This window comes from Crenalkalicoccus roseus (genome assembly GCF_004761865.1).
Classification (GTDB): Bacteria; Pseudomonadota; Alphaproteobacteria; order Acetobacterales; family Acetobacteraceae; genus Crenalkalicoccus; species Crenalkalicoccus roseus.
The window spans coordinates 15,311-29,540 of sequence record NZ_SJDM01000011.1; the positions used below are offsets into that span (position 1 = coordinate 15,311).

Consider the following 14,230-nt stretch of genomic DNA (forward strand, 5'->3'; position numbering starts at 1 on the left):
TACCGGGCGCTCGCCCGCCCTCACGCGGCGAGGCGCAGGATCTCCTCGAGGTCCGCCGCCCCGCGCACCGGGCGGGGGTTGGTGGCGATCGGCGCGTCGCCCTGCCAGCGCGCGGCGAGCGCCGGGATCTCGGCGGCGGCGATGCCGACCTCGGCCAGCCGCACCGGCAGGCCGAGCCCGGCGATGAAGCGGCGCAGCGCCGCGTGCGCCTCCTCCTCCCCCGGCCCGCCGAACAGGCGCGCGACCTCGCGCTGCCGCGCGGCGTTCACCGGCGCGTTCCATTGCATCACCGCCGGCAGGGTGAGGCAGGAGGTGATGCCGTGCGGCACCCCGCGCGCGGCGCCGAGGATGTAGCCGAGCCCGTGGCTCGCCCCGACCGGCACGCCGGCCCAGCCACCCATCACCGAAAGCCAGGCCGCCTGCTGGCAGGCGGCGCGCGCGGCGAGGTCGGCCGGGTCGCGCCGCACCGCCGGCAGGCCCTCGGCCAGCATCCGCATCGCCTGCAGCGAGACCGCGTCCGAGAAGGGCTGCGGCGCCGCCGAGCACCAGCGCTCCGCCGCGTGGTCGAGGGCGCGGATGCCGGAGGAGAGCAGCAGCGCCTCGGGCGTCTCCAGCGTCGCCGCCGGGTCGAGCACCACCGCCTTCGGCACCATGAAGGGGTCGAGGAAGCGGTGCTTGCGCCCCGCCGCGAGGTCGGTGACGCCGGCATGGGGCGCGAACTCCGCGGCCGAGAGCGTGGTCGGCACCGCGACGATGCGCGGCGAGGGCGGCGCGCCGTCCCATCCGCCGGGCGCGGCGTCGCGCGAGACGGCGGCGGCGAGGATCGCCGCCGGCTCGCCGAGGCCGCGCCAGGCGCCGAAGCAGGCGACCTTGGCGCCGTCGATCACCGAGCCGCCGCCGACCGCCACCACGAGATCGGCGGCCTTCTCCGCGAGCAGCCGCGCCAGCGCCGCCACGTCCTCGACCGGGCTGTGCGCGCGCATCGCGGCATGGGTGGCGACGAGCCGCGCCCCGATCGCCCGCCGCGCCGCGGCGACCACGCGGCCGCCGGCGAGGGAGCGCGTGGTCGCCAGCACCACCCGCCCGGCGCCGGCGAGTTCGGGCGGCAGCGCCTCGGCCAGCGGGGTGCCGTGGCGCACGCGCTGCTGCGCGGGCCACTGGTGGAGGCCGGGCCGCGTCATTCGACGCTCGCCCCGGCGATGCGCACCACCTCCGCCCAGAAGGGGATCTCGCGGCGGAGGAAGGCGTCGAACTCCTCGGGCGAGGCGGAGGGCAGGGCCTGCAGCCCCTCCTGCGCCAGCCGCTCCTGCACGGCGGGGCGGGCGAGGATGCGCGTCGTCGCCTCGAACAGGCGGGCGCGGATCGGCGCCGGCAGGCCGGCCGGGGTCCAGAGCCCCCACCAGCCGCCGATGTCGAGCGCGGGCAGCCCCGCCGCCTCGGTGCCCGGCACGCCCGGGATCACCGGCGATTCCCGCCGCGTCGTCAGGCAGAGGGCGACGAGGCGCCCGGCGCGCACCTGCGGCAGCACCACCGGCGGCGTGCCGATCAGGATCTCCACGTCGCCCGCCAACACCGCCTGCAGGGAGGGCGCGCCGCCGCGGAAGGGCACGTGCGTCAGGTCCAGCCGCGCGACATTGGCCAGCATGGCGCCGGCGAGGTGCGAGGGCGTGCCGTTGCCGGGCGTGGCGTAGTTCCACCGCCCCGGCTCGGCCCGCACCCGCTCCAGGAGCTGCGCCAGGGTGGCGATGCCGCGCTCCGGACGCAGGGCGATGATGGTCGGCAGGTCGGTCAGCCGCGTGACCGCGGTGAAGTCGGCCACCGGGTCGAAGGGCACGCGCCGGTACAGGGCCGGGTTCACGGCATGGCTGAAATTGCCGCCGAGCAGCAGGGTGTGGCCGTCCGGCTCGGAGCGCGCGACGTGCTCCGAGGCGATGTTCGACCCCGCGCCGGGGCGGTTGTCCACGACGATGGTCTGGCCGAGCACCTCGGCGAGCGGCTCGGCGAGGACGCGGGCGATGAAGTCGCCCGAGCCGCCCGGGGGGAAGCCGACGACGAGGCGGATGGGGCGTCCCGCCGGCCAGGCGGCCTGCGCCCACGCGGCCGGCGCCGCAAGGGCCAGCGCCGCCGCAGCGGCGAGGCGGCGACGGGTCGTTGCCATGGTCTGGTTGCTCCTCCCGGTCCGGCGGGCGTTCCCTCGCGCCCGCTCGCCCCCATGATGGGCCGCGCCCGCCCCGGTGCCAACCGGGGGGCGCCTCAGCCGTGGGGCAGGCGCAGCCCCGGCTCGTCCCAGGGCAGAGAGACCAGCCGGCCGGTCAGGGACAGCGTGACATAGGCGGTGCGCATGTCCGGCCCGCCGAAGCAGATGTTGGTCGGCATGCGCTCCGGCATCCGCACCGTGCGCAGGATCTCGCCCTCGGGGGAGACGGTGGTGATCTCCCCGCTGACCAGCGTGGCGACACAGATGTTCCCCGAGGCGGTCACTGCCAGGCTGTCGAGCCGCCGGTAGCCCGGGAACTGGCAGAGCATCCGCCCGCCGCTGGTGGAGGGCCAGGGCTCCTTGCGCAGCACGCCCGGCCCCTCGACCGGCCAGGCCCAGAGACGGCCGGTCTCGGTCTCCGCCACGTAGAGGGTGCGGCCGTCGGGGGAGAGGCCGATGCCGTTGGCGCCGCCGAAGATGGGATAGGCGGCCTCGACGATGCGGCTGCCGTCGGCGGCGGCCCAGTACACGCCGCCATGGTCGCGGTCCCGCGCCCGCACCTTGCCGAGGTCGCTGAACCAGAAGCCGCCCTCGCCCGGGCTGCCCGCGGGGGCGAAGACGATGTCGTTCGGCCCCTTCAGCCGGTGTTCCCCGCAGCCTTCGTAGAGCACGCGCACCGCGCCCGAGGCGGGGTCGATCACCTCGATCCGTCCGCCGCTGTAGTCCGGCGCCGGCGCGACGGGGCGCAGCATCCCCGGCTCCTCGTGCCAGGCGAAGCCGCCGTTGTTGCAGCAGTAGATCCTGCCCCCCGGCCCGAGGGCGATGCCGTTCGGCCCGCCGCCCGGCGTGGCGACCACCGTCTTCGTCCCGTCCGCGGCGACGCGGGTGATGCGCCCGGCGGCGATCTCCACGAGCAGCACGGAGCCGTCCGGCATCGCCACCGGCCCCTCCGGGAAACGCAGCCCCTCGGCCAGCACGGTCAGATCCGTCATGTCCTTCCGTCCCCCCTTGCCTCGGGGGCGATCATGCGCCGGCACGGGAGCGATGCGAACCCCTCTCCCGCCATGCCAAGCCGGCGGAGGGGTCCGCCGCGCCATGCGGCGAGCCAGGCCAGGCCGAGCAGGACGACCGCCACAAGGTTGAAGAGCGCGCCCACAGGCACGCGCCAGCCATGGAAGCCGAGCAGCATCGGCTGATAGGCCAGGAGCGCCGCCGTCTGCCCGGCCACCACCGCCGGCAGCAGGCCGGGGCGCAGCAGCGCCAGCACCACCGCCAGGATCTCGCCCCCGTAGAAGTAGCGGTCGTGCATCTTCGGCAGCAGGAAGGGCAGCACGGTGCAGGCGAAGGCTGCCGCGGCCAGCAGGCCCAGCGGGTCCCGCCGGCGGTCCAGCCGCAGCACCGAGAGCAGGATCAGGAAGCCCACCGCCGCGCCCGCGGCGATCCCCACCAGCATCGCCGGCGTTCCCGCATCGGGGGGGAGCCACGACCACAGGTTGGGGGCCGAACTCGACAATTGGCGGGGAAAGAGGGCGGCGGAGGCATAGACGGCGAAGATGGAGGTCCAGCGCCGCCCCTCCAGGATCATCGGCAGGGAGGCGAGGACGTAGGGGAGCGCCGCCAGCGGCAGCAGCCACAGGCGCCGCCGCGCCAGGAGCACGCCGCCGAGGACCGGCGCGAGGAACACCGCCTGCGGCTTCAGCGCCAGCGCGCATCCCCAGAGCAGGCAGGCGGCGGCGAGCCTGCCGCCCAGCAGGCAGAGCAGGGCGGCCAGCATGAAGGCGCACCAGATGGCGTCGCTCTGCCCCCAGGCGCCGCTGTTCAGCACCACGGCCGGCAGCATCAGGACCGCCGCCGCCGCCCAGGCACCGCGCTGCGGGTCGGCGCCGACACGCCATGCGAGCAGGCCGGCAAAGGCGGCCATGGCGGCATCGGCCAGGATCGAGATCGCCTTGATCAGCGCCACATCCGGCAGGGCCGGCGCGACCGCGACGCCGGCCCAGAGGAAATAGGTGTAGCCCGGCGCGTAGTCGGTGAACACGTCGCCGAGCGCGGCGCGGCCGTGGGTGCGGATGTGCTGCAGCCACGGGACCACGTAGTGGGTCAGGTCGCTGTTGAGCAGCGGCAGCAGCGACAGCTTCAACACCGTCGCCGCCGCGGCGGCGAGGGCCAGCAGCACCCAGGCGGCCGGGCCGAAAGCCCCCCGCCCCGGCCCCGTCGCGGCGTGATACGGCTGGTGCGACAGGGAGGAGGCTGCGAGAACGGAGGGATTCATGCGGCGGCAATCTCAAATCAAGCTTCGCGTCACATAACGCCCGAACCGGACCGCCATGGTCACAAGAACGCGTCAGGGGGCCGGCGGCTGGGACAGGGCCTGGGCGTGCCCCCTCAGCAGACCCGGCGCGCCAGCGAAAGGGCCAGGGTCTCGCGCCGGATCAGGGCGGCGGCACGCTCCGGAAGCAGCGGCGCGACGCCGAGGCGCCTGATGACGCGCCACAACGGGCTGGCCGGGGCGTTGCGGGCGACGGGCCGCCAGCGTGGCTCGCCTCCCGGGCAGCGCTCGTTCAGCAGCCCGGATGCGAAGGGCGATACCGTATCGGATTCGCGATCAAGCACCGGCGACGCGCGGAACCCGCCTACCGCCGCCGCCACACCTCCACCGGCCCGCGCTCCTCCGCCACCGTCGCGGCCAGCTCGTAGCCCTCGGCCAGGGCAGCCGTGATCATCGCCGCGGCGGCGGGGCGGATGGTCCACCACCAGCCGCGGTCCACCACGATGACACGCGGCCGCTCCTCCAGCACCCGCCGCAGCTCGGCATCGGTGTCCACATCCGCCACCCGCGCGAAAGAGCCGGTGAGATGGGCGGGGAAGACGAAGCGCGTCGGCACCTCCGCCCCGGCCAGGAAGTAGGTCACGGGATGGTAGTTGGCGACGAAGATGGCATCGCCCGGCACGATCTCCGCCGCCACGGCGCGGCCCACCTCCCGCACCGGGTCGGGGCGCACATAGCCGGTGCCCTGGTAGAAGCGCGGCACGAAGGCGCCGAGCCAGGCATCGGCGATGACGGCGCCGATTGCCAGCGCGAAGGCCGGCCGCGCCAGGGCGGGCCGCGCCAGCCGCGCCAGCCGCCAGGCGCCGAGCCCGGCCAGCAGGCAGAGCGGCGGCAGCCAGATCAGGAAATAGTGCTGGAAGAAGTAGCCCGGCCCGATGATGGCGAGGCTCGCCACCGCGAGCCACAGCAGCCCCGTGCGGACGAGCCGCCCCATCCTTCCCCGCCGCGCGGCCCAGCGCATGGCGGCCAGCCCCGCCAGCGCGAAGGGCCAGGCGAGGATCAGCGCCGCCACCAGGCTGAGCCGCGCCGCCTCCCCCGCCGCGATGCGGCCCATCGCGTAGCGGAAGGGCGCGAGGAAGGAGCCGTCCAGGAAGGCCGCGAACTCCCCGCGCAGCAGGTAGGCGAGGCCGAACAGCGCCGTCGGCAGCAGGCAGAGCCCGGCATAGGCGGCCGCCATCGCCAGGAAGCGCCACGGCGGCAGGGCGCCCCGCCACAGCGCCGGAAAGGTGAGCAGCGCGAAGGCGAGGCAGCCCTCCGGCGCCACCACCGGCTTCACCGCGAAGCCCGCCCCGATCAGCAGGCCCATCGCCACGAGGTCGCGCCACCGCGGCGCCTCGCCCGCCATCAGCGCCCGCCGCGCCGCGCGCAGGCCGATGGCGATCGCGGCCACGACGAGAGGGGCGAAGAGCAGCTCCGTATTCGTCGCCATGCCGCCGAGATGCAGGCTGTAGGCGATGTAGAGCAGCCCCGCCGCGATGGCGGCGGCGCGCGGCCCGCCGCCGGCGCGCACCACGCCGTACAGCGCCCAGGCGGTGGCGGCCACGCACAGCGCGCCGAGCAGCCGCACCGCGGCGATGCTCTCGCCGAACAGCAGGAAGGCCAGCACGAACAGGGCCGGGGCGCCGACCGGGTGCATGTCCCACACCGCGACGAAGGGCCAGCCGCCGCGCAGCCATTCCCGCGCCTGGACGATGTAGAGCCCCTCATCGGTATCGACCACGGCGGGAACGAAGGCGATGGCGCGCAGCAGCAGCGACGCGGCCAGGAAGAGCAGCGGCACGCCGAGGGCGCGCGGCGCGCCATGCCGCCACCCCGCCTGCGGCGCGGCGGGGCGCGGCGGCGCGGCGGGGGCCTGGGGGGGCGGGCGGGTGCGCATGCGCCTCCGATGGAGGGGTTCCCTCCCCTTTATCACGGGAAGGGCGGCCTTGACGCCTCCGGCCCGGCGCCCGACCGTCCCCCGCCATGCCAGACGCCAAGCCCCCTGCCCCGCCCGACCCCGTCACCCTCGCCGTGCTGGATGCGCGCCTGCGCGCCATCGTGGAGGAGATGGGGGAGGCGATGCTGCGCACCTCCTACTCCCAGATCCTGAACTCCTCGCGCGACTTCTCCATCGCGCTGTGCGATTCGCGCTGCCGGCTGGTGGCGCAGGCGGACCACATCCCGGTCCATGTCGGCGCCATGCCCTGGGCGGCGCGGGCGGTGGCGGAGGATTTCGCGGGGCAGGTCCGGCCGGGCGACACCTTCCTGCTGAACGACCCCTACCATGGCGGCAGCCACCTGCCGGACCTGACGATCGTGCTGCCGGTCTTCGGGGAAGGCGCGCTGCGCTTCTGGTCGGTGGTGCGGGCGCACCACACCGATGTCGGCGGCGCCACCCATGGCGGCTACAACCCGGGCGCCACCGAGATCTGGCAGGAGGGCATCCGCATCCCGCCGATCCGGCTGGGGGAGGGCGGCGGGCTGCGCGAGGACCTGCTGCGCATGCTGGTGACGAACACGCGCCTCGCCCGCGACGTGCGCGGCGACCTGATGGCGATGATCGGCGCCGCGCGGCTCGGCGAGGCGCGGCTCGCACCGCTGCTCGCGCGGCACGGGGCGGAGGCGATGGAGGCGGCGGTCTCGGCCATCCTCGACCTGTCGGAGGCGCATGCGCGGCGCATCGTCGCCGCCTGGCCGGACGGCGAGTGGACCGGCGAGGCCTTCCTCGACGATGACGGGTTCGGGCGCACCGACATCGCCATCCGCGCCCGCGTCACCAAGCGCGGCGACGGGCTGCGGGTGGACCTCTCGGACTCCGACCCGCAGGCGACGGGCTTCGTCAACTCCTCCTACGCCAACATGCGGAGCGCCGTCGCCATGGCCTTCGCCTTCCTGCTCGACCCCGAGGTGTCGAAGAACGACGGCGCCTTCCGCCCTCTGGAGGTGATCGCGCGCGAGGGCACCATCGTCTGGGCGCGGGAGGGCGCGCCGGTGACCATGTGCACCAGCCATTGCAGCAACGAGATCGTGGAGGCGATCATCCGCGCCATGCAGCATTGCTGCCCGGAGCGCGCCATGGGCGGCTGGGGGCGTCGCTTCCGTGTGGCGATCACCGGGCGCGACGCGCGCCGGCCGGGCCGCTCCTTCGTCTGGCACATGTTCCACGCCCGCCCTGGCGGCGGCGGCAGTTCGGGCGGCGATGGCTGGTCCACCGCGGGGGAGTGGCACTCCGCCGGCGGGCTGAAATTCGGCAGCGTCGAGATGGCCGAGGCGCGCTTCCCGCTGCATTTCGAGCGGCACGAGTTCCTCCCCGGCTCGGCCGGGGACGGGCAGCACCGCGGGGGCCTCGGCGGCGAGCTGGTGCTGCGCGTCGAGAGCGACGGCCCCTGCCGCGCCAACACCGCGGGCGACGGCGCCCGCCACGGCGCCGCCGGCATCCTGGGCGGGCGGGACGGCGCGCCGCACCATTACGTGCTGCGCCACGCGGATGGCACCGAGCGCGTGCTGCGCACCAAGGAGGTCGGCATCGCGGTCGCGCCCGGCGACCGGCTGCATGTGCGCGCCGGCGGCGGCGGCGGCTGGGGCCCGCCGGAGCGGCGCGACCCCGCGCTGCGGGAGCGCGACGCGCGGGAGGGCTACGTCTGATGCCCGCATCCGATGGTCGGGGCGCCGAACGGCGCGGAGAGCTGAATCGGATGCGCAGCGATGCGTACCGCATCGGCGTGGATGTCGGCGGCACCTTCACCGACGTGGTCGGCATCGCCGCGGACGGCACCGAGACGCTGGCCAAGGCCCCGAGCACGCCCGCCGACCAGAGCGAGGGCGTGATCGCCGGCCTCGGCAACCTGGCCGAGGCGCTCGGCCTGACGCTGGCGGAGCTGCTGCGGCGCACCGAGCGCATCGTGCACGGCACCACGGTCGCCACCAACGCGCTGCTGGAGCGCCGGGGCGCGAAGGCGGCGATGCTGACCACCGAGGGTCACCGCGACGTCATCGAGATGCGCGAGGGGCTGAAGCCGGAGCGCTACGACCTCCGCCTGCCCGCGCCCGAGCCGCTGGTGCCGCGCTCGCTGCGCCTGCCGGTGCGCGAGCGGCTGCGCGCCGATGGCGGGGTGGAGACGCCGCTCGACGCCGCCTCGCTGGACACCGCCATCGCCCGGCTGCGCGAGGCGGGGGCGGAGGCGGTCGCCATCTGCTTCCTGCATTCCTGGCGCGACCCGTCGCACGAGCAGGCGGCGGCGGAGGCGGTGGCGCGCGCGCTGCCCGGCGCCTACGTCACCTGCTCGGCCGAGGTGCTGCCGCAGATCAAGGAGTTCGAGCGCTTCTCCACCACGGCGGTGAACGCCTATGTCGGGCCGGCGGTGTCGCGCTACCTGGCGCGGCTCAAGGGGCGGCTGGAGGAGGCGGGATACCGGGGCACGCTCTTCGTCATCCTCTCCCATGGCGGCGTCGCGCCGGTGGAGGAGGCGGCGCGGCTCGCCGTCGGCACGGCGCTCTCGGGCCCCGCGGGCGGCGTGGCCGCGGCGGTGGCGCTGGCGCGGCAGGGGCTCGGCGGCGACCTCGTCACCTTCGACATGGGCGGCACCTCCACCGACATCGCGCTGGTGGCGGGGGGCGAGGCGGCGCTCGGCCGCGGCCGCAGCGTCGGGGGCGAGCGGATCGCGCTGGAGAGCCTCGACATCGTGACGCTCGGCGCGGGCGGCGGCTCCATCGCGCATCTCGGCCCGGGTGGCACCCTGCAGGTGGGGCCGCGCAGCGCCGGCGCCGTCCCCGGCCCCGCCTGCTATGGCCAGGGAGGCACGGAGCCCACCGTCACCGACGCCAACCTGGTGCTCGGCTACCTCGACCCCGCGAACTTCCTCGGCGGCCGCAAGCGCCTCGACGCGGCGGCGGCGGAGCGCGCGGTGGCGGGGCTCGCGGCGCGCCTCGGCCTGGCGCCGGAGGCGTGCGCCGCCGGCATCCACCGCCTGGTGAACGCGCGCATGGCCGATGGGGTGCGTGTCGCCACGGTGCGGCGCGGCGTGGACCCGCGCGGCTTCGCCCTGCTCGGCTTCGGCGGCGCGGCGGGGCTGCACGCCACCGCCGTGGCGCGGGAGCTCGGCCTCAGGCGCGCCGTGGTGCCGCTGTTCGCGGCGGGGCTCTCCGCCTGGGGGATGCTGCAGTCCGACCTGCGCTACGAGGTCTCGCAGAGCGTCATCGGCGCCGGCGGCATGCCGGAGGACGCCGAGCTCCGCGCCCTGTTCGAGCGGCTGGAGCGCCAGGGCCGCGCCCGGATGGAGGGCTGGTACAGTGGCGAGGTCACGGCGCTGCGCGGCGCCGACATGCGCTATGGCGAGCAGGTGTTCGAGGTGGCGGTGCCGCTGGACGGCATCGCCTGGGACGGGCCGGATCTCGCCGGGCAGCTCCGCGCCGCCTTCCACGCCCGCCACCGTGCCCTCTTCACCTACGACCTGCCGGGGGAGGAGGTGGTGCTGGTGAATGCGCGCGTGGCCGTGGTGGGCCGCCTGCCGCAGCCCCCCGTCGCGGCGCGCCCCGCCGCGGCGCGTGCCGAGCCGGTGGCGCGCCGGCGCGTTTGGCTGGAGGAGGGGGTGGCGGAGGCGCCGGTGTTCCGCTTCGAGGCGCTGGCGCCGGACCAGGCGGTGCAGGGGCCGGCGCTGGTGGAGAGCGCCACCACCACCGTGCTGCTGCGCCCCGGCGATGCGGCGCGGATGGACGGTCGGGGGTGGCTGGACGTGGCGCTGGGCTGACCGCCCGCCACCTCCCGCGCCGCCGGGGATCCGCCGCGGCGCCGGAACGCCGCGGCGGCCGCCGGAGCGGTCAGGCCCGGGCCAGGAGGTCGAAGCGGTCGGCGTTCATCACCCTGGTCCAGGCGGCGACGAAGTCATCCACGAACTTCCGCCCCGCATCGGCGGACGCGTAGACCTCCGACAGCGCCCGGAGCTGGGAGTTGGAGCCGAAGACGAGGTCGGTGCGCGTCGCCGTCCACTTCTCCTCTCCGGTCTTGCGGCAGGTGCCGACGAAGACCTCGTCCGCGTGCCCGTCCACCTGCTTCCACGCCGTGCCCATGTCGAGCAGGTTGACGAAGAAGTCGTTGGTGAGCTGGCCCGGACGGTCGGTGAGCACGCCCTCCTTCCTGCCGCCGTGGTTGGCGCCGAGCACGCGCAGGCCGCCGACGAGGACGGTCATCTCCGGCGCGCTCAGCCCGAGGAGCTGGGCGCGGTCGATCAGCAGCTCCTCGGTCGGGACGTTGAAGGAGACCTGGAGGTAGTTGCGGAACCCGTCGGCCCTGGGTTCCAGCGGCATGAAGCTCTCGGCGTCGGTCTGCTCGGCGGTGGCGTCGGTGCGGCCCGGGGTGAAGGGCACCTCGATGTCGTGGCCGGCCTCCTTCGCCGCCTTCTCGATCCCGGCCGAGCCGCCGAGCACGATCAGGTCGGCGATCGAGACCTTCTTGCCGCCGCCGGCCGTGGCGTCGAACCCGGCCTTGATGTCCTCGTACACCTTGAGGACCCTGGCGAGCCGCTCGGGCTCGTTCACCTCCCAGTCCTTCTGCGGCGCGAGGCGGATGCGCGCGCCGTTGGCGCCGCCCCGGTGGTCGGAGCCGCGGTAGGTCGAGGCCGAGGCCCAGGCCGTCGCCACCAGCTCGGCGACGGTGAGGCCGGAGGCGAGGATCCTCCGCTTGAGCTCCGCCACGTCGGCGGCGTCGATCGGCGCGTAGTCCGCCTTCGGGATCGGGTCCTGCCAGATCAGGTCCTCCTCCGGGACCTCGGGGCCGAGGTAGCGCGCCTTCGGGCCCATGTCGCGGTGGCACAGCTTGAACCAGGCGCGGGCGAAGGCGTCGGCGAACTCGTCCGGGTTGGCGCGGAACCGCTCCGCGATCGCGCGGTACTTCGGGTCCACCTTCAGCGCCAGGTCGGCGGTGGTCATCATCGTCGGCACCCGGCGGTCGGGGCTGTGCGCGCCCGGCGCCATGTCCTCGGGCTTCGGGTTGATGGGCTGCCACTGCTTGGCGCCGGCGGGGCTGGTCACCAGCTCGTACTCGTAGTCGAGCAGCATGTGGAAGTAGCCGCCGTCCCACCTGATGGGGTTCGGCGTCCACGGGCCCTCGAGGCCGCTGGTGATGGTGTGGTCGCCGAAGCCGCTCTCATGGCCGCTCTGCCAGCCGAGGCCCTGCAGCGCGATGTCGGCGCCCTCGGGCTCGGCGCCGATCTTCTTGGGGTCGCCGGCGCCGTGGCACTTGCCGAAGGTGTGGCCGCCCGCAGTCAGCGCGACGGTCTCCTCGTCGTTCATGCCCATGCGGGCGAAGGTCTCGCGGATGTCGCGCGCCGACTGGACCGGGTCCGGCACGCCGCCCGGGCCTTCGGGATTGACGTAGATCAGGCCCATCTGCACCGCGGCGAGCGGGCTCTCGAGCACCTTTTCCTCGGTGATGCGGGTGTCGCCCAGCCACTGCTCCTCGGAGCCCCAGTAGATGTCCTTCTCGGGCTCGAACACGTCCTCGCGCCCGCCGCCGAAGCCGAAGACCGGCCCGCCCATCGACTCGATGGCGACGTTGCCGGCCAGGATCATCAGGTCGGCCCAGGAGATCTTGCGGCCGTACTTCTGCTTGATCGGCCAGAGCAGGCGGCGCGCCTTGTCGAGGTTGGCGTTGTCGGGCCAGCTGTTCAGCGGCGCGAAGCGCTGCGCGCCGGAGGAGGCGCCGCCGCGGCCGTCGCCGGTGCGGTAGGTGCCGGCGCTGTGCCAGGCCATGCGGATGAAGAACGGGCCGTAATGCCCGTAATCCGCCGGCCACCAGGGCTGGCTGTCGGTCATCAGCGCGTGCAGGTCCCGCTTCAGCGCCGCGTAGTCGAGGGACAGGAACTCCTTCCGATAGTCGAAGTCATCGCCCATCGGGTTCCCGGTGCGACCCTTCTGATGGAGGATGTCGAGCGGGAGCTGGTTCGGCCACCAGTCGCGGTTGGTCCTCCCGAGGAGGGACCGCAGCGCGGCCGGCTTCTTCATCGGGCAGCTCAGCGGGCCGCTCGGTTGATTCGTGTCCATGATCCTGGTCCTCCCCTGGATGCCGCGGGGAGGCTAGGTGCGGGTGGCGATGGATGGAAACGGTTTTTTTTTCGTCGAATGCATCGAATGCGTCGATTGAAACCGTCGCGCCAAGCGCAGCGGCGGCGCTGCCGGCCGTCGGCCGGGCTTGCCAGCCTCCCGCCGCCGCGCTCCGCTGCGCGGCGACACCGAGGGAGGGATCGCCTCATGACCAGGCTCGCCACCATCGCCGACGCCCAGGGGCCGCGTGTCGGCGCCGTGCTGGAGGAGGGCCGCGTGCTCGACCTCTGCGCCGCCGGCCTCGCCGCCGCCGCCGACATGGTCGGGCTGATCGAGGCGGGGCCGGAGGCCTGGGCGCAGGCGAAGCGCCTCGCCGCGCAGCCGCCCCCGGGCGCGGTGCTGCCGCTGGTGGCGGTCAGGCTGCTCGCGCCCATCCCCCGGCCGCGGCGCAACGTGTTCTGCGTCGGCCGCAACTACATGGACCATGTGGCGGAGGGCGACCGCACCCGCGGCATCACCCAGTCCGAGGTGCCGAAATACCCGCAATTCTTCACCAAGGCCCCGGACTGCGTGATCGGGCCGGAGGAGACGATCCCGCCGCACGCCGGCGTGACGCGGTGGCTCGACTACGAGGTGGAACTCGCCCTCGTCATCGGCCGGGAGGGGCGCGACATCCCGCGGGAGCGGGCGCTCGACCACGTGTTCGGCTGGACCATCGGCAACGACGTGACGGGGCGCGACCTGCAGCGCCGCCACGGCCAGTGGTTCAAGGGCAAGTCGCTCGACCGCTCCTGCCCGCTCGGCCCCTGGATCGTGCCGGCGGACGAGCTGGACGCGCTCGCCACCGGCATCCGCCTCTGGGTGAACGGAGAGAAGCGGCAGGACAGCCACACCTCGAAGATGATCTTCGACGTGAAGGAGATCATCCACCAGCTTTCCCTCGGCTTCACCCTGAAGCCCGGCGACGTGGTGCTGACCGGCACGCCGGAGGGCGTGGGCTACGCCATGCAGCCGCCGCGGACGCTGCAGCCCGGCGACGTGGTGGAGTGCGAGATCGACGGCATCGGCCGCCTGCGCAACCGCGTGGCGGAGGGCTGAACGCGCGCCCGGCGCGGGACGGAGCGCCGCCTCCTCCTGGGGCGAAACCGCGCTTCCGGCCGTCTGCGATCCGTCCTGGAGCGGATCCTGTTCAGGTGGCCTCACCTGAACGGGTGAAGAGGCTCGCACACCCAATGAGCCAGGGCATTCGCCGTGAGCCAGGCCGAACGGAAAATCTTCTAGCCCGCCAGCTTCAGGCCGATGATCCCGGTGAGGATCAGGCCGATGCAGGCGAGGCGCGCCGGCGTCGCCGCCTCACCGAAGAGCAGGATGCCGAGCAGCGCCGTGCCGGCGGCACCGATGCCGGTCCAGATCGCGTAGGCGGTGCCGAGCGGCAGGGTGCGCAGCGCCAGGCCGAGCAGGAGCAGGCTGAGCGCCATGCTCCCCGCCGTCAGCAGCGACGGCACGAGGCGGGTGAAGCCCGCCGAATACTTCAGCCCGACTGCCCAGCCGATCTCCAGCAGGCCGGCCAGCAGCAGGACGACCCAGGCCATCACGGAGCCTCCCTCGGGTCCGTGGCAGGGTCGTCCCCACCGGAATGATGAACGGGCGAGGTCGTCCACGCCCGCCCGGCAGATGGGGCCGCGCGG

Annotated in this window: 10 protein-coding genes; 3 read left to right on the forward strand and 7 right to left on the reverse strand. The window is 74.6% G+C overall.

All coding sequences use genetic code 11. The annotated features are described in order from the left end of the window. Positions 1–20: 20 nt before the first annotated feature. From ET526_RS10355 to ET526_RS10375, 5 genes are all read right to left on the reverse strand, one after another. On the reverse strand, positions 21–1,181 hold the full coding sequence (locus ET526_RS10355; RefSeq protein ID WP_135467619.1) for an iron-containing alcohol dehydrogenase: 1,161 nt from the start codon (positions 1,179–1,181) through the stop codon (positions 21–23). After that, positions 1,178–2,158, reverse strand: a complete 981-nt coding sequence (locus ET526_RS10360; protein WP_135467620.1) for a tripartite tricarboxylate transporter substrate binding protein — start codon at positions 2,156–2,158, stop codon at positions 1,178–1,180. Before ET526_RS10360 ends, ET526_RS10355 begins: the two co-directional genes overlap by 4 nt. Before the next feature lie 95 nt (positions 2,159–2,253). Further along, positions 2,254–3,189 (reverse strand): SMP-30/gluconolactonase/LRE family protein, encoded by a 936-nt coding sequence (locus ET526_RS10365; RefSeq protein ID WP_135467621.1) that lies wholly within the window; start codon positions 3,187–3,189, stop codon positions 2,254–2,256. Continuing rightward, positions 3,186–4,469: a hypothetical protein gene (locus ET526_RS10370; RefSeq protein WP_135467622.1), complete on the reverse strand. Its 1,284-nt coding sequence runs from the start codon at positions 4,467–4,469 to the stop codon at positions 3,186–3,188. Before ET526_RS10370 ends, ET526_RS10365 begins: the two co-directional genes overlap by 4 nt. 361 nt (positions 4,470–4,830) lie before the next feature. Beyond that, complete coding sequence (locus ET526_RS10375; RefSeq protein WP_135467623.1) at positions 4,831–6,402, reverse strand: ArnT family glycosyltransferase; 1,572 nt, start codon at positions 6,400–6,402, stop codon at positions 4,831–4,833. Positions 6,403–6,488: 86 nt separating this feature from the next. Here ET526_RS10375 and ET526_RS10380 point away from each other — a divergent pair, with 86 nt between their 5' ends. Together ET526_RS10380 and ET526_RS10385 are read left to right on the forward strand one after the other, a co-directional pair. Beyond that, the gene (locus ET526_RS10380) at positions 6,489–8,150 is read left to right on the forward strand and encodes a hydantoinase B/oxoprolinase family protein (protein WP_135467624.1); all 1,662 of its coding nucleotides are present in this window, start codon (positions 6,489–6,491) and stop codon (positions 8,148–8,150) included. Positions 8,151–8,200: 50 nt separating this feature from the next. Beyond that, positions 8,201–10,252, forward strand: coding sequence for a hydantoinase/oxoprolinase family protein (locus ET526_RS10385; protein WP_135467625.1), 2,052 nt, complete (start codon positions 8,201–8,203; stop codon positions 10,250–10,252). A gap of 70 nt (positions 10,253–10,322) precedes the next feature. Here ET526_RS10385 and katG read toward each other — a convergent pair whose 3' ends face one another. Next, positions 10,323–12,542, reverse strand: a complete 2,220-nt coding sequence (gene katG, locus ET526_RS10390) for a catalase/peroxidase HPI (RefSeq protein WP_135467626.1) — start codon at positions 12,540–12,542, stop codon at positions 10,323–10,325. A 207-nt stretch (positions 12,543–12,749) separates the two neighbouring features. Between katG and ET526_RS10395 the strand changes: the two genes are divergently transcribed. Next, on the forward strand, positions 12,750–13,640 hold the full coding sequence (locus ET526_RS10395; protein WP_135467627.1) for a fumarylacetoacetate hydrolase family protein: 891 nt from the start codon (positions 12,750–12,752) through the stop codon (positions 13,638–13,640). A 179-nt stretch (positions 13,641–13,819) separates the two neighbouring features. On the opposite strand, the gene sugE is transcribed toward ET526_RS10395, so the two are convergent. Then, complete coding sequence (gene sugE / locus ET526_RS10400) at positions 13,820–14,134, reverse strand: quaternary ammonium compound efflux SMR transporter SugE (RefSeq protein ID WP_135467628.1); 315 nt, start codon at positions 14,132–14,134, stop codon at positions 13,820–13,822. Positions 14,135–14,230: the final 96 nt, after the last annotated feature.